The organism is Microcella sp., assembly GCF_046293215.1.
Classification (GTDB): Bacteria; Actinomycetota; Actinomycetes; order Actinomycetales; family Microbacteriaceae; genus Microcella.
Genome location: NZ_JBKBPI010000006.1, coordinates 144,606 through 160,996 on the forward strand (window position 1 = coordinate 144,606; position 16,391 = coordinate 160,996).

Consider the following 16,391-nt stretch of genomic DNA (forward strand, 5'->3'; position numbering starts at 1 on the left):
CGTAAATCGAGAACCACAAAGTGGACGCGAGCGCATACTCACTCCCTCCGAAGAGGGGTGTTGTCAAGTTATCGGCTTATTAGTACAGGTCAGCTGCAAGGGTCGTTAGTCCCCTCTTCCACATCCTGCCTATCAACCCAGTCGTCTGGCTGGGAGCCTCTCGCCCCGAAGGGCATGGAAGACTCATCTTGAGGCCGGCTTCCCGCTTAGATGCTTTCAGCGGTTATCCATCCCGAACGTAGCTAATCAGCGGTGCTCCTGGCGGAACAACTGACACACCAGAGGTTCGTCCAACCCGGTCCTCTCGTACTAGGGTCAGATCCTCTCAAACTTCCTACGCGCGCAGCGGATAGGGACCGAACTGTCTCACGACGTTCTAAACCCAGCTCGCGTACCGCTTTAATGGGCGAACAGCCCAACCCTTGGGACCTACTCCAGCCCCAGGATGCGACGAGCCGACATCGAGGTGCCAAACCATGCCGTCGATATGGACTCTTGGGCAAGATCAGCCTGTTATCCCCGAGGTACCTTTTATCCGTTGAGCGACAGCGCTTCCACAAGCCACTGCCGGATCACTAGTCCCGACTTTCGTCCCTGCTCGACCTGTCAGTCTCGCAGTCAAGCTCCCTTGTGCACTTACACTCGACACCTGATTGCCAACCAGGTTGAGGGAACCTTTGGGCGCCTCCGTTACTTTTTGGGAGGCAACCGCCCCAGTTAAACTACCCACCAGGCACTGTCCCTGAACCGGATTACGGTTCTAAGTTAGACATCCAGAGTGACCAGAGTGGTATTTCAACAACGACTCCACGAACACTAGCGTGCCCGCTTCACAGTCTCCCACCTATCCTACACAAGCCACACCGAACACCAATACCAAGCTGTAGTAAAGGTCACGGGGTCTTTCCGTCCTTCTGCGCGTAACGAGCATCTTTACTCGTAGTGCAATTTCGCCGAGTTCGCGGTTGAGACAGCTGGGAAGTCGTTACGCCATTCGTGCAGGTCGGAACTTACCCGACAAGGAATTTCGCTACCTTAGGATGGTTATAGTTACCACCGCCGTTTACTGGGGCTTAAATTCAGAGCTTCGCTTGCGCTAACCCTTCCTCTTAACCTTCCAGCACCGGGCAGGCGTCAGTCCGTATACATCGTCTTGCGACTTGGCACGGACCTGTGTTTTTAGTAAACAGTCGCTTCCCACTGGTCTCTGCGGCCTTCAACGCTCCGGGAGTAAATCCCTTCACGAATCCGGCCCCCCTTCTCCCGAAGTTACGGGGGCATTTTGCCGAGTTCCTTAACCACGATTCTCTCGATCTCCTCGGTATTCTCTACCTGACCACCTGAGTCGGTTTGGGGTACGGGCGGCTAGAACCTCGCGTCGATGCTTTTCTCGGCAGCATAGGATCACTGATTTCCCCCGTGAGGGGTACGCATCGGATCTCAGGCTATGTGAGAGACGGATTTGCCTATCTCTCGCCCTACGTCCTTACACCGGGACAACCATCGCCCGGCTCAGCTACCTTCCTGCGTCACACCTGTTAATACGCTAGCCGCACCAGCATAGGGTCGAGTGCTAGCCCTCAGCTCGCCGCACCCGAAGGTGCATTGAAAAGAGGATTCGGACTCTTAGCATTACTGGATTAGCTTGGGCGGTTCTTCGCCGGTACGGGAATATCAACCCGTTGTCCATCGACTACGCCTGTCGGCCTCGCCTTAGGTCCCGACTTACCCAGGGCGGATTAGCCTGGCCCTGGAACCCTTGGTCTTTCGGAGGACGGGTTTCTCACCCGTCTTTCGCTACTCATGCCTGCATTCTCACTCGTGTGGCCTCCACGGCTGGTTTACACCGCCGCTTCGCTGGCCACACGACGCTCTCCTACCGATCCGTACGGCTGGACCACGAAGGCCTACCAAATGTACGAATCCTACGACTTCGGTGCTGTGCTTGAGCCCCGTTACATTGTCGGCGCGGAATCACTTGACCAGTGAGCTATTACGCACTCTTTCAAGGGTGGCTGCTTCTAAGCCAACCTCCTGGTTGTCTATGCAACTCCACATCCTTTCCCACTTAGCACAGGCTTAGGGACCTTAGTCGGTAGTCTGGGTTGTTTCCCTCTCGACGATGAAGCTTATCCCCCACCGTCTCACTGCTGCGCTCTCACTTACCGGCATTCGGAGTTTGGCTGACGTCAGTAACCTTTTGGGGCCCATCGGCCATCCAGTAGCTCTACCTCCGGCAAGAAACACGCAACGCTGCACCTAAATGCATTTCGGAGAGAACCAGCTATCACGAAGTTTGATTGGCCTTTCACCCCTATCCACAGCTCATCCCCTCAGTTTTCAACCTAAGTGGGTTCGGTCCTCCACGACGTCTTACCGTCGCTTCAACCTGGCCATGGATAGATCACTTCGCTTCGGGTCTAGGACACGCGACTGAATCGCCCTATTCAGACTCGCTTTCGCTACGGCTACCCCACTCGGGTTAACCTCGCCACGTATCGCTAACTCGCAGGCTCATTCTTCAAAAGGCACGCTGTCACCCCTACTAAGGAGGCTCCAACGGTTTGTAAGCAAACGGTTTCAGGTACTATTTCACTCCCCTCCCGGGGTACTTTTCACCTTTCCCTCACGGTACTTGTCCGCTATCGGTCATCTGGGAGTATTTAGGCTTATCAGGTGGTCCTGACAGATTCACACGGGATTTCTCGGGCCCCGTGCTACTTGGGATACTCTCCGGGCCATTACGACATTTCGACTACGGGGCTGGCACCCTCTGTGGCTGGCCTTTCAATGCCATTCGTCTATATCGCGCTGTAACCCTTGCTGTTCGGCAGAACAGCGGGTGAGTCCCACAACCCCGACCATGCAACGCCTGCCGGCTATCACACATGATCGGTTTAGCCTCTTCCGGTTTCGCTCGCCACTACTAACGGAATCACTGTTGTTTTCTCTTCCTGTGGGTACTGAGATGTTTCACTTCCCCACGTTCCCTCTACCCGCCCTATATATTCAGGCGGGAGTCACTAGGTCGCACAAGTACGCCCAGCGGGGTTTCCCCATTCGGAAATCCTCGGCTCACAGCTCGCTTATCAGCTCCCCGAGGCTTATCGCAGATTGCTACGTCCTTCTTCGGCTCCAGATGCCAAGGCATCCACCGTTTGCTCTTAGAAACTTGACTACATGAGTATGAATCGATCGACAGCGTCTCACCCGAAGGTTCGACGCTGCAGATTGACCAATGATCTATATAAATCTAGATCGTAGATCTGATACCCGAAGGCATCAGTTCTAAGATGCTCGCGTCCACTGTGTAGTTCTCAACATACGGTCGGCACTCCCTGCAGCCAGCCATCGCGGCGACTGCCCAGAAGTCCGAGAGATCGTTTCCCGGTTTCCCGGGGCCCGGTCCCTCAGGACCCAACAGCGTGCATGTCGTCGCCTCTCCTCAGCGCGGGTTCCTGTCCACAAGGGACGTACTACCGAGCCGGCTCGAGCCGACGACCTAAATCAATGTTCCACCCTTGAGCAAACCGGCTGAGAACGTTCGTCTCAGTTCCGGCTCTGGATGCAGCCGCCGAAGCGACGCATCAGAAGCTCCTTAGAAAGGAGGTGATCCAGCCGCACCTTCCGGTACGGCTACCTTGTTACGACTTAGTCCTAATCACCGATCCCACCTTCGACAGCTCCCTCCTTGCGGTTGGGCCACTGGCTTCGGGTGTTACCGACTTTCATGACTTGACGGGCGGTGTGTACAAGGCCCGGGAACGTATTCACCGTGACGTTGCTGATTCACGATTACTAGCGACTCCAACTTCATGGGGTCGAGTTGCAGACCCCAATCCGAACTGAGACCGGCTTTTTGGGATTCGCTCCACCTTGCGGTATTGCAGCCCTTTGTACCGGCCATTGTAGCATGCGTGAAGCCCAAGACATAAGGGGCATGATGATTTGACGTCATCCCCACCTTCCTCCGAGTTGACCCCGGCAGTCTCCCATGAGTTCCCACCATTACGTGCTGGCAACATAGGACGAGGGTTGCGCTCGTTGCGGGACTTAACCCAACATCTCACGACACGAGCTGACGACAACCATGCACCACCTGTATAGAGACCTTGCGGGGCGTACATTTCTGCACGTTTCCTCTATATGTCAAGCCTTGGTAAGGTTCTTCGCGTTGCATCGAATTAATCCGCATGCTCCGCCGCTTGTGCGGGCCCCCGTCAATTCCTTTGAGTTTCAGCCTTGCGGCCGTACTCCCCAGGCGGGGAACTTAATGCGTTAGCTGCGACACAGAAACCGTGGAATGGTCCCTACATCTAGTTCCCAACGTTTACGGCGTGGACTACCAGGGTATCTAATCCTGTTCGCTCCCCACGCTTTCGCTCCTCAGCGTCAGTTACGGCCCAGAGATCTGCCTTCGCCATCGGTGTTCCTCCTGATATCTGCGCATTCCACCGCTACACCAGGAATTCCAATCTCCCCTACCGCACTCTAGTTTGCCCGTACCCACTGCAGGCGCGAGGTTGAGCCTCGCGTTTTCACAGCAGACGCGACAAACCGCCTACGAGCTCTTTACGCCCAATAATTCCGGACAACGCTTGCACCCTACGTATTACCGCGGCTGCTGGCACGTAGTTAGCCGGTGCTTTTTCTGCAGGTACCGTCACTTTCGCTTCTTCCCTGCTAAAAGAGGTTTACAACCCGAAGGCCGTCGTCCCTCACGCGGCGTTGCTGCATCAGGCTTGCGCCCATTGTGCAATATTCCCCACTGCTGCCTCCCGTAGGAGTCTGGGCCGTGTCTCAGTCCCAGTGTGGCCGGTCACCCTCTCAGGCCGGCTACCCGTCGTCGCCTTGGTGAGCCGTTACCTCACCAACAAGCTGATAGGCCGCGAGTCCATCCCTGACCGAAATTCTTTCCAGTCGGTGATCATGCGATCCCGACTCGTATCCGGTATTAGACGTCGTTTCCAACGCTTATCCCAGAGTCAGGGGCAGGTTACTCACGTGTTACTCACCCGTTCGCCACTAATCCACCAGAGCAAGCTCCGGCTTCATCGTTCGACTTGCATGTGTTAAGCACGCCGCCAGCGTTCGTCCTGAGCCAGGATCAAACTCTCCGTAAATGTTTGATTGCACAGCGACCCGAAGGTCACCGGCACATCTAGTTGCGTCGAGCGTTGCCGCTCGACACGAGTTCAATCTGACTGAAGTTGAATATCTACTGACATTCGTTTCAATCCAAAGGAATCTCACTCGGTTGGCGAACCAACCGACGAGGTTATTTGGCATTGACTTAGTGCACGCTGTTGAGTTCTCAAGGATCGGACGCTCCTGATGGTCGGCCTCTCGGCCGCCCTGTCAGGGCAACTTTCCTAATGTACCCGCCCGGGAGAGTCTCGGCAAGTCGAGAAGGCCAGTTATCTGGACTTCCGCTTGTCGTGTCGATCCTGCGGGGGGAGTTGGAATCCTACTTGGCGATGAGCGCACCCGCAAGGGCTGCTCTGTCTTGGAGGATTCAGGCCCGGTAGCTGGCTTCGAGCTTCTCGCTCTCGCCGCTCCGTCGGGCTGACAAGAGAAGACATTACGGGCGATTGAGGCACCGGGCAAATCACGACCGAATCCCGGGCGTGTCGCGCGGCGACTCCCCGCTATTCGGTCCCGAAACGCAGACCGGCGAGCGTCTTCTTCCCCCGGCGAAGCACGGCGACACCGCCGGCTAACGCGACGTCACCGAGAACGGCGTCGTCCGCGAGAACCTTGCGGTTGTTGACCGCAACGCCGCCCTGGGCGATAGCCCGTCGGGCGTCGGAGGCACTCGAGCACAGTCCGCTCTCGACCAGGGCCGCGACCACCGTGGTGTCGGCCGATACGTCTGCACCGGGGAGCTCCGCGACGGCCGCGCGCAGCGTGGCCGCATCCAGGGTGTCGAGATCTCCCTGGCCGAAGAGTGCCTGCGAGGCCGCGATGGCCGCACGCGCCGCCTCCTCTCCGTGCACAAACCCCGTGACCTCGAGCGCGAGACGGCGCTGCGCGGCGCGGCGGAAGGGCTCGTCGGCCACCAACCGCTCGTAGTGTTCGATCTCGGCCCGGTCGAGGAACGTGAACACCTTTAGTCGGTCGATCACGTCGGCGTCGTCAGTGTTGAGCCAGAACTGGTACATCGCGTACGGCGAGCACATCGCCGCGTCGAGCCAGATGGCGTTGCCCTCGCTCTTGCCGAACTTCGTCCCGTCGCTGTTCGTGATCAGGGGGGTACCGATCGCGTGCACGCTCACGCCGAGCGCCTTGTGCACGAGGTCGGTGCCGCTCGTCAGATTGCCCCACTGATCGCTACCGCCGGTTTGCAGGATGCAGCCGTACTGGCGATGCAGCTCGAGAAAGTCGTAGCCCTGCAGAATCTGGTAACTGAACTCGGTGTACGAGATGCCCGCCTCAGAGTTCAATCGCGCGGCGACCGCGTCTTTCTTCAGCATCGTGCCCACGCGGAAGTACTTGCCAATGTCGCGCAGGAAGTCGATGGCGCTGAGGCCGGCCGTCCAGTCGAGGTTGTTCACGAGCGTGACCGCGTTGTCGCCGTCGGCCGACAAGAAGCGGCTGACCTGCTGCTGCAGGTAACCGACCCACTCGGCCACCGTCTCGCGGTCATTGAGCTGCCGTTCGGCCGTCGGGCGCGGGTCACCGATGAGGCCCGTCGAACCGCCCACGAGCGCCAGCGGTCGATGACCCGCCAGCTGCAGCCGGCGCATCAGCAACAGTTGCACGAGGTTGCCGAGGTGCAGGCTCGGCGCCGTCGGGTCGAATCCGCAGTAGTAGGTGATCGGGGCCCCGTCGAGCACCTCGCGCAGCGCCTCGGGGTCGGTGGACACGTGCACGAGGCCGCGCCACAGCAACTCATCCCAGAGGGAGTCAAAGGATCGGTCAAGTCGGGGCGGAGTCAGCGAATCGAGCGCGTCGGTCACCGCGACAGGCTATCGCGGACGCGGGCGCGCATCCGCGAATCAATGACTAAGGGTTGATGTAGGCAATATCACCCCTCTAGGCTTGATGCATGTTCGTCGTGATCGCCGACCAGATCGGCAGCCGCTCCGACCGAGACCGCGTCGCCGACCTTCTCGACCGGCTGCATCGCCGACTCGGCGCCCACCTCGCTCTTCCCGCTGAACGCACCGCGGGAGACGAGTTGCAGGCGCTGACCGCCGACGCCACCACCGCCGTGGCGGTCGTACTCGAGTGCCTGCGCGACGGACACTTTCGCGCGGGCCTCGGCATCGGCGCCATATCCGGGACGCTGCCGGGAAGCATCCGCGAGGCGAGCGGGCCCGCGTTCATCGCGGGGCGGCGGGCGGTGCAGCGGGCGGCGCGCACGAGCATCCATTTTGCGGCGAGCGGGACGGGCGCGACAGAGCAGGCGGCCGCTGACGTGGATGCGCTCATCGCGTTGCTCCTGGCCGGGCGCGCCCGGTGGAGCGCGCAGAGTTGGGAACTCTACGACCTGCTCGAACAGGGGCTGACGCAGGCGGCGGCCGCTGAGCGGCTGGGCATCACCCCGCAAGCGGTCAGCAAGCGGGCGCGCGCGGCAGCGCTCGCCATCGACGCCGACGCCCGCCGCGCGATCGGCAACGTGTTGGCCTCCGCCGATGCCGAGCCTTCGCCAGTAGGGTGACGGGCATGTTCGCTGGAGCGTGGATCCTCGTCATTGGCTGGCTGGCCCTGTCGGCGGCCGTCGCCGTCGTACTCGCCCTCGCCATCGTCGGCGGAATTCAGCGCAAAGATCACTACGCGCTGCCGGCAGTGGGACTCGTGGCCGTCGGCCTCGTCGTCGTGAGCGTGACCGCGATCGAGTCCGTCGGGCTCGGCGGGCTGGTCGCCCAGCTGCTGATCGTCGCCCTCGCGATCGCCGGGGGCGCGCCCGTCGTACGCGGGGTGCTGCGGCTCGCCGACCGGCGCCCGCGCGGCAACGACACGACACCGACGTCAGCGGCCGGCACCTCGGCGGCGCCCGCCCCGACCGTCGCCGACGCCGCCGAGGTGCTGCGCGGGGGCGCGACGATCGGCTACCTCGAGCGCGCCGCCGTCGTCGCGGCCGTGCTGCTCGCGCGCTGGGAGATCCTGGCCGTGCTCGTCGCGATCAAGAGCGTCGGCCGCTTCCGCGACCTCGACGCCGGACACCACGTCACCGAACGGTTCATCATCGGAACCCTCGCCAGCCTGCTGTGGGCGGGGGCAACCGCCGCCCTCATCGCGCTGGCGTAACCCCGCGGCCCGGACGGTAGGGCGACACCGTGGGATCTCCGGGAATCCAAAAGCGCCACGGGTAGGCGTCCCCTCCCCCGGGATGCGCGACGCCGACGCGCGGGCCCGTCGCGATCTCGGGGACGAGCCCCGCGGCCGGTTCGAGGTCAACGGCACCGTCACCGAGCATCCGCCCGTCATCGTCCAGCGTGACGCCGAGGGCGCGCGCCAAACGGGCCGGACCGCGCGCCAGGTCGCGGTCGGCCACCGCGGGACCGCGGCCGTCCGCTCGCGGGACACGGCCGGCGAGCGCCCGAGCCCGTGCCCGCTCGAGGCCGCTCACGACCTCCCCCGCGCGCACCAGCACCGCCGATGCAACCCCCGGCTCGCCGGTGACAAGGTTCAGGCAACGATGCATGCCGTAACTCAGATACACGTACAGGGTGCCGGCGGCGCCAAACATGGGCGCGGTACGCGGCGTCTGCCCGCGGAAGGCGTGCGAGCCGGGATCGTCGCCGACGCCGCGATACGCCTCGACCTCGGTCAGGCGCACACTGACGCCCCGGCCGTGCACCACGGCTCCCAAGAGTCGCGGAGCGACCACCACGGCATCCCCCGCGAGCACCGCGGAAACCGACGAACGACGCGTCGGCTGGCCGGGCTCGGACACGGCGTTGGGCTCAGCCGAGCGCCGCCCGCAGCGCGGCCAGCCGCTCGTCGAGAAGGGCACGCTGGTGCGCGACGGCGACCGGCGCCGTGCCTCCCGCGCCGGCGCGGGACGCGATCGAGCCCTCGACGGTCAGTACGCCGCGCACGGCACCCGTGAGGCGCGGGTCGATGGCGGCGTAGTCGTCGTCGCTCGGCTCGTCGAGGTCGACTCCCGCGCGCTCACAGTGCGCGACGAGCGCCCCCGAGATCTCGTGCGCCTCGCGGAAGGGCACGCCCTGGCGCACGAGCCAGTCGGCGACGTCGGTCGCGAGCGAGAAGCCCTGCGGGGCAAGCTCCGCCATGCGCTCGGTGTCGAAACGCAGCGTGGCGACCATGCCCGTGAAGGCCGGCAACAGCACCTCGAGGGTTTCGACCGCGTCGAAGACGGGCTCTTTGTCTTCCTGCAGGTCGCGGTTGTACGCGAGCGGGAGACCCTTCAAGGTGGTCAGGAGCGCGGTGAGGCTGCCGATCAGGCGGCCGGTCTTGCCGCGGGCAAGCTCGGCGATGTCGGGGTTCTTCTTCTGCGGCATGATCGACGACCCCGTCGAATAGCCATCATCGAGGGTCACAAAGCCGAACTCGCGCGTGTTCCACAGGATGATCTCCTCGGCCAGGCGAGACAGGTCGACTCCGATTTGCGCGGCGATGTAGGCGAACTCGGCGATGAGGTCGCGGGCGCTCGTGGCGTCGATCGAGTTTTCGGTCGGGCCCGCGAAACCGAGCTCGGACGCCACGAGCGTTGGGTCGAGCCCCAGCGAGCTGCCCGCGAGGGCCCCAGCGCCATACGGTGAGCGGTCGGCGCGCGCCGCCCAGTCGCGCAGCCTCTCGAGGTCACGAACGAGCGGCCAGGCGTGCGCCAGCAGGTGGTGAGCGAGCAGCACCGGCTGGGCGTGCTGCAGGTGTGTGCGGCCGGGCATCACCGCCACGGGGTGCGCGTCGGCCTGCGCGATGAGGGCGGCGATCAGCGCGTGCACTTCGCCGGCGATCGTTCGGCCGTGGTCGCGCAGGTAGAGCCGGATCAGGGTCGCAATCTGGTCGTTGCGGCTACGACCGGCGCGCAATTTGCCGCCCAGCTCGGGCCCCGCCTCCGCCACGAGCGCCGCCTCGAGCGCACCGTGCACGTCCTCATCCTCGGGACGGGGCGTGAGTGTGCCGTCTGCAACACGCGACTCGACCGCGTCGAGGGCGGCGAGCATCCGCGTCAATTCGTCGTCGGTGAGGTAGCCGGCCGCGGCGAGCGCCGCCGCGTGCGCTCGCGAGCCCGCGAGGTCGTAGGGCGCCAACTGCCAGTCGAAGTGGGTCGACCGGCTAAGGCGCTGCAGTTCGGGCGAGGGCCCGCCGCTGAAGCGCGCGCCCCACAGCGCGCCCTCGTTGGTGGCGCCGCTCATGCGCCCGCCCCCGAGCCGCCGGTCGAGCGCTCGAGCAGCCACACAAGCAGCGCCTTCTGGGCGTGGAGGCGGTTCTCGCTCTCATCCCAGATGACACTCTGCGGGCCGTCGATCACCTCGGCGGTCACCTCGTAGCCGCGGTCGGCGGGCAGGCAGTGCAGGAAGATCGCGTCGGGCTTCGCCAGCGACATCATTTCGTCGTCGACGCGGTAGCGGGTGAGCGTGGCGACGCGGGCCGCCTTCTCTTCCTCCTTGCCCATCGACACCCAGGTGTCGGTCACGACCACGTCGGCACCGGCCACCGCCTCGAGCGGGTCGGTGAAGATCGTGATCGAGCCGCCCGTCTCGGCCGCAATGCGGTCGGCATCGGCGATGACCGCATCCTTCGGGCTGTACTCGGCGGGGCAGCCGACTCGCACGTGCATGCCCGCGGTCGCGCCCGCGAGAAGGTACGAGTGCACCATGTTGTCGGCGCCGTCACCGATGAACGCGACGGTGAGGCCCTCCAGGGATCCCTTGTGCTCGCGGATCGTCAAGAGGTCGGCGAGCAACTGGCAGGGGTGGAAATCGTCGCTGAGAGCGTTGATGACGGGGACCGTTGTGCCGGCGGCCATCTCCTCGAGACCCGCCTGGCCGTAGGTGCGCCAGACGATCGCCGAGACCATGCGTTCGAGCACCCGAGCCGTGTCCGACGGGGTCTCCTTGCCGCCGAGCTGGCTGGAGGCCGTCGAGATGATCAACGGCTGACCGCCCAAGTCGGCGATGCCCACCGCAAAGCTCACGCGCGTGCGGGTCGACGACTTGTCGAAGATCACCGCGACCGTCTGCGGACCCTCCAGCGGGCGCACCTGGAAACGGTCGGTCTTCAGCCGCTCGGCGAGGTCGAGAATCTCGCGCTGCTCGGCGGGAGAAATGTCGTCGTCGCGCAGGAAGTGACGGGTGGCGGGGGCGGCGGTCATGCGGCGGCCTTCAGGGAGTCAGCGAACAGGGACGTGAATTCTGCAATCTCGGCGTCGCCGATGATCAGCGGCGGGGCAAGGCGGATCGTCGTGGCGTTCGGCGCGTTCACGATCAGTCCGCGACGCATCGCCTCATCGACGACGCGGGGAGCCACCTCGGCGGCGAGACCGACGCCGAGCAGCAGCCCGCGGCCACGCACCTCGGTGACGAGCGGCGAGTCGAGCCCAAGAATGGCCTCGCGCAGTTCGATGCCGCGACGACGGGCGTTGCCCACCAGATCGGCGCGCTCGATCTCGGCGAGCACCGCCGAGGCGGCGCCGGTGGCGAGCGGGTTGCCCCCGAAGGTCGAGCCGTGCTGCCCCAGCGTGAACAGCTCGCTGGCGGCGCCCGTGGTGACGAGGGCGCCGACCGGCACTCCCCCGCCGATACCCTTCGCGAGCACCCAGGCGTCGGGGGTGACACCCTCGTGCTGCACGGCGAACCAGTCTCCGGTACGGCCCGCTCCGGTCTGAATTTCGTCGGCGATCAGGAGCGCGCCGTGTTTGCGGGTGAGCTGGCGCGCGGCCGTCAGGAACCCGTCGGGCAGCGGCACAACGCCCGCTTCGCCCTTGATCGGCTCAAGCAGCACGGCGGCAACGTCGTCGCCCATGGCCGCCTCGAGGGCCGCACGGTCGGTCGGCAGGTGGTCGACGCCCGGCACCATCGGCTCGAACGGCTCGCGCAGGGCCGGCTTACCCGTGACCGCGAGCGCACCCATCGTGCGACCGTGAAAACCACCCTCGAAGGCGAGGATGCGCGGCCTCCCCGTGCGGCGGGCAAGCTTCACGGCGGCCTCAATCGCCTCCGCGCCCGAGTTCGCCGGGTACACGCGGCCGGTCGGCCCCGCACCCGTGAGACGCACGAGGCGCTCGGCGAAGTCGACACCCTGCGGCGTCGTCACATAGTTCGACACGTGGATGAGGCGCGCCGCCTGGTCGGCGACCGCGCCCACGAGCGCGGGATGCGCGTGGCCGAGTGCGTTGACCGCGATCCCCGCGAGGAAGTCGAGAAAGCGCCGACCGTCCACGTCCCAGACGTACGCCCCCTCCCCGCGGGCGAACACGGCCTGCGGGACGGGCGCCGAGCGCATCGCGACGCGCGCGAACCGCTCGCGCAGAGCATCCGATTCGGGGGTGGCGTCGGGAAGAAGGGGGCTCACGCGGGAACCACCTCGGTTCCGATGCCGCGGGTGGTGAAAATCTCGAGCAGGATCGAGTGCGGCTGGCGGCCGTCGATGATCGCGGCGCGACTGACTCCCCCGTCAACGGCGTCCAGGCAGGCGGTCATCTTCGGGATCATTCCGGACTCGAGCTTCGGCAGCAGCTCGCGCAGCTCTGTCACCGAAATGCTCGAGACGAGGGAGTCGCGATTCGGCCAGTCGCTGTAGAGGCCCGGCACATCGGTCAGGACGACGAGCTTTTCCGCCTGCAGGGCGACCGCGAGAGCGGCGGCGGCCGCGTCGGCGTTCACGTTGAGGCTGTGACCGGGGTGGTCCATGTCGGGGGCCAGCGACGAGACGACGGGGATGCGCCCGGCGTCCAGGTGGGCGAACACCACCGACGGGTCGACGTGCACGATGTCGCCGACGTGACCGAGGTCGACCTCTTCGCCGTCGACGACGACGCCCCGGCGACGGCCCTGGAACAGTCCCGCGTCTTCGCCGCTGACGGCGGCCGCGAGACCGGCGCCGCTCTGGTTGATGAGGCCCACCAGCTCGCGGCTGATCTGGCCGGCGAGCACCATGCGCACGACGTCGATCGCCTCGGTGTTCGTGACGCGGTAGCCGCCGCGGAATTCACTCTCGATGCCGAACTTGTTCAGCATGGCCGAGATCTGCGGGCCGCCGCCGTGCACGACGACGGGCTTCAGGCCGACCGTGCGCAGGTACACCATGTCTTCGGCAAAGGCGGCCTGTAGCTCAGGGCTGACCATGGCGTTGCCGCCAAACTTCACGACGATGATGCGGTCGCGGAAGCGCCTGAGCCACGGCAGCGACTCAATGAGGGTCTGCGCCTTCTCGCTGGCGAGGGCGAAGTCGGAGGAATCGTGAAGGGTCGACATCAGCTGGAGTACGCGCTGTTCTCGTGAACGTAGTCGTGGGTCAGATCGTTGGTGAGGATCAGCGCCTCGTGCGCGCCGATCTTCAGGTCGATCTCGAGGTGCAGGGCGCGCGGCGTCAGGTCGACCTCGTCGCGCGGCCGATCGGGGCCGCCAGCCGTGCAGACGCGCACGCCGTTCATCGTCACGTCGACGTTGTACGGGTCGAACTCTGCGCTCGTCGTACCGATTGCGGCGAGCACGCGCCCCCAGTTGGGGTCGTTGCCAAACACGGCCGCCTTGAAGAGGTTATTGCGCGCGACCGAGCGGCCGACCTCGACCGCGTCGTCATCACTGGCAGCGCCGGTCACCCGAATGTGGATGTCGTGGCTCGCGCCCTCGGCGTCCGACTGCAGCTGCAGAGCAAGCTGCAGGCACACCCCAGTAAGCGCGTCCGTGAAGCCCGCTTCATCGGGGGTGATGCCGGATGCGCCGCTCGCCATGAGCGTCACCTGGTCGTTCGTCGACATGCAGCCATCGGAGTCGAGCCGGTCAAAGGTCACCCGGGTCGCGGCGCGGAGGCTGCGGTCGAGCGAGGCCGAATCGAGCACCACGTCGGTCGTGATTACGACGAGCATGGTCGCGAGCCCCGGCGCGAGCATGCCCGCGCCCTTCGCGATGCCGCCGATCGCCCACCCTGCCGCGTCGCGGTACTCGGCCATCTTCGGCACCGAGTCGGTCGTCATGATGGCGCGCGCCGCATCCTGACCGCCGTCGGCGCTCAGAGCGCCCGCTGCAGCCGCGACGCCCGCAAGCAGCCGCTCACGGTTGAGCTGCTCGCCGATGAGGCCCGTCGAGCAGACGAGCACCTCCCCCGCGCCCAGCTGCAGGTGCTCAGCAACGGCCTCGGCGGTGGAGTGGGTCGTCTGAAACCCCTGGTGGCCCGTGAAGCAGTTCGCGCCTCCCGAGTTCAACACGATCGCGCGCGCCCGACCATCGGCGATCGCCTGGCGCGACCAGATGATCGGGTTGGCCTGCGCACGGTTCGACGTGAACACGGCGGCGGCAGCGTCGCTCGGGCCGGTGTTGACGACGAGGGCGAGGTCGAGTGCGCCCGAGCTTTTCAGCCCGCACGCCACACCCGCCGCGGTGAAGCCAGCCGGCGTCGTCACGCTCACGGCGCGACCCCGTCAATGGGAAGACCCGTCGTCTCGTCGAGACCGAGGGCGAGATTGAGCGACTGCACGGCGGCTCCGGCGGTTCCCTTCACGAGGTTGTCGAGGGCGACAACGATGACAGCACGGCCCGCGTCGACGTCGAGGCCCACGCCGATCAGTGCGGTGTTCGCGCCGACCGTCTCGGCCGTTGACGGGTAGCGGCCCGCCGGCAGCACGTGCACGAAGGGCTCGTCGGCATAGCGGGCCACGTAGGCGGCATGTAGCTGCTCGGCGGTCACGCCGTCGGCGACCCGCGCGGTGATCGTCGCGAGGATGCCGCGCGCCATCGGCACGAGAACCGGCGTGAACGAGAGAGTCGGCGCGCTGGCGCCCGCGAGTCGCAGATTCTGCAGAATCTCGGGGATGTGGCGATGCACTCCGCCGACCGCGTATGGCTGGGCCGAGCCGAGCAGCTCGCTCGCCAGCAGGTTGGTCTTCAGCGCGCGACCGGCACCCGACGGCCCGACCGCGAGGGCTGCCGTCAGATCGCGCTCCTCGAGCAGCCCAGCATGGATGCCCGGGGCAAGCCCCAGGGACACGGCCGTGACATTGCACCCCGGCACGGCGATGCGGCGTGCGTCGGCAAGCACAGCGCCGTGACGGCTCCCGTCGGCGTGCGGCAATTCGGGCAGGCCATAGGCCCACGACCCGTGGTACTCGCCGCCGTAGAAGCGCGCCCAGTCGTCCGCGCTGGTCAGCCGGTGGTCGGCGCCGCAGTCGAGCACCAGCACGTCGTCGCCCAGCTCGGCGGCGATGGCCCCGGACGTGCCGTGCGGCAGAGCGAGCACAACGATGTCGTGGCCGCGCAGGTTCTCGGCCGTCGTGTCGACAAACGTGAGGTGGGCGAGCGAGCGCAGGTGCGGGTGCACGTCGATGAGTGCGGCCCCGGCGTTCGAGTGCGCGGTCACGGTGCGCACCTCGAGCTCGGGGTGGCGCGCCATGAGACGCAACACCTCACCGCCGGCGTAGCCGCTCGCACCGGCGATCGCGACGGAATACGGCATTGCTCTAGCTTAGCCTCGATCCACCGATGAGCCTGGGTGTTGAGCAGGTGTCGTGACGCAGAAATGCCCCTCTGACCAGGAAGAATAGAGCTTGCTAAAGGTCCTATTCGCCGAGTCCGAGAGGCATCTCGTAGGTGCAATTCAAGCATGCTCCCGCTGGCGTGTCAGCGATGTTCGACGATCCGAATCTCGTGTCGACCGCGGGTCTGGTCCCGATGCTCCGCCTCGCCCGCACTGCGGGCCTCGACGAGCTTGCCCAGTCGCGGTTGAGCGTCCCGACGGACAGGGGTGCGAACGCCGGCGGCAAGGTAATGGCGCTGGTCGCGGGGATGCTCGCCGGGGCTGACTCGATCGACGACATGAACGTGCTCCGTCATGGCGGGATGGGCCGGTTGTTCGATCGGACGTATGCGCCGTCGACGCTGGGATCGTTTCTGCGGGAGTTCCGGTTCGGTCATGTCCGCCAGCTCGACGCCGTCGCTTCGCGGACGCTGGTGAACCTCGCATCGGCCGCGCCACTGCTGCAGGTCCGGGATGGTGAGCGGGTGATGGTGGACCTGGATGACACGATCATCGAGGTCCACGGCTACCAGAAGCAGGGCGCGTCGTTCGGGTACTCCGGCGTCCGCGGTCTCAACGCACTGATCGCGACCGCGTCGACGACGGCCTCGGCGCCGGTGATCCTCGCCCAACGGTTGCGGCAGGGCAAGACCGGGTCCCCGAAGGGAGCGGCGAGGATCGTCGCCGACACCCTCGCCACCCTTCGCCGCACGAATGTGTCGACACGAGTTCGGCCGTTGCTGCGG

11 protein-coding genes and 2 rRNA genes are annotated in these 16,391 nt (G+C 65.2%); 3 read left to right on the top strand and 10 right to left on the bottom strand.

The features are described from left to right. Positions 1-59 precede the first annotated feature (59 nt). The 3 genes from ACK4SC_RS07440 to tyrS all read right to left on the bottom strand — a co-directional run bounded on the left by ACK4SC_RS07440 (position 60) and on the right by tyrS (position 6,959). Positions 60-3,178, bottom strand: a 23S ribosomal RNA gene (locus tag ACK4SC_RS07440). Positions 3,179-3,602: 424 nt separating this feature from the next. Further along, positions 3,603-5,123 (bottom strand): 16S ribosomal RNA (locus tag ACK4SC_RS07445). The 16S and 23S rRNA genes sit together here, the layout of an rRNA operon. 525 nt (positions 5,124-5,648) lie before the next feature. Further along, the gene (gene tyrS, locus ACK4SC_RS07450; RefSeq protein ID WP_409616706.1) at positions 5,649-6,959 is read right to left on the bottom strand and encodes a tyrosine--tRNA ligase; all 1,311 of its coding nucleotides are present in this window, start codon (positions 6,957-6,959) and stop codon (positions 5,649-5,651) included. 89 nt (positions 6,960-7,048) lie between these two features. Between tyrS and ACK4SC_RS07455 the strand changes: the two genes are divergently transcribed. Beyond that, positions 7,049-7,663, top strand: a complete 615-nt coding sequence (locus tag ACK4SC_RS07455) for a SatD family protein (RefSeq protein ID WP_409616708.1) — start codon at positions 7,049-7,051, stop codon at positions 7,661-7,663. Positions 7,664-7,668: 5 nt separating this feature from the next. Next, positions 7,669-8,253 carry a hypothetical protein gene (locus tag ACK4SC_RS07460; RefSeq protein WP_409616709.1) on the top strand — a complete coding sequence of 195 codons (585 nt, stop codon included), beginning with the start codon at positions 7,669-7,671 and terminating at the stop codon, positions 8,251-8,253. Here ACK4SC_RS07460 and ACK4SC_RS07465 read toward each other — a convergent pair. The 7 genes from ACK4SC_RS07465 to argC are packed head-to-tail and all read right to left on the bottom strand — an operon-like array spanning position 8,237 to position 15,585. Next, entirely contained in the window at positions 8,237-8,902 is a 666-nt protein-coding gene (locus tag ACK4SC_RS07465) for a DNA-3-methyladenine glycosylase (RefSeq protein ID WP_409616711.1), read from the bottom strand. The genes ACK4SC_RS07460 and ACK4SC_RS07465 overlap by 17 nt on opposite strands. A 10-nt stretch (positions 8,903-8,912) precedes the next feature. Continuing rightward, on the bottom strand, positions 8,913-10,328 hold the full coding sequence (argH, locus tag ACK4SC_RS07470; protein ID WP_409616732.1) for an argininosuccinate lyase: 1,416 nt from the start codon (positions 10,326-10,328) through the stop codon (positions 8,913-8,915). Next, a complete protein-coding gene (gene argF, locus ACK4SC_RS07475; protein ID WP_409616713.1) occupies positions 10,325-11,287 on the bottom strand; it encodes an ornithine carbamoyltransferase in 963 nt (320 codons plus the stop codon). The genes argH and argF overlap by 4 nt, the downstream gene beginning before the upstream one ends. Next, positions 11,284-12,486 carry an acetylornithine transaminase gene (locus ACK4SC_RS07480; RefSeq protein ID WP_409616715.1) on the bottom strand — a complete coding sequence of 401 codons (1,203 nt, stop codon included), beginning with the start codon at positions 12,484-12,486 and terminating at the stop codon, positions 11,284-11,286. The genes argF and ACK4SC_RS07480 overlap by 4 nt, the downstream gene beginning before the upstream one ends. After that, positions 12,483-13,388 carry an acetylglutamate kinase gene (gene argB, locus ACK4SC_RS07485; protein ID WP_409616717.1) on the bottom strand — a complete coding sequence of 302 codons (906 nt, stop codon included), beginning with the start codon at positions 13,386-13,388 and terminating at the stop codon, positions 12,483-12,485. Before argB ends, ACK4SC_RS07480 begins: the two co-directional genes overlap by 4 nt. After that, positions 13,388-14,542, bottom strand: coding sequence for a bifunctional glutamate N-acetyltransferase/amino-acid acetyltransferase ArgJ (argJ, locus tag ACK4SC_RS07490; protein ID WP_409616719.1), 1,155 nt, complete (start codon positions 14,540-14,542; stop codon positions 13,388-13,390). Before argJ ends, argB begins: the two co-directional genes overlap by 1 nt. Continuing rightward, entirely contained in the window at positions 14,539-15,585 is a 1,047-nt protein-coding gene (gene argC, locus ACK4SC_RS07495) for an N-acetyl-gamma-glutamyl-phosphate reductase (protein ID WP_409616720.1), read from the bottom strand. The genes argJ and argC overlap by 4 nt, the downstream gene beginning before the upstream one ends. A 134-nt stretch (positions 15,586-15,719) precedes the next feature. Here argC and ACK4SC_RS07500 point away from each other — a divergent pair. Continuing rightward, on the top strand, positions 15,720-16,391 hold a 672-nt coding region (locus ACK4SC_RS07500; protein ID WP_409616722.1), incomplete at its 3' end, for a transposase.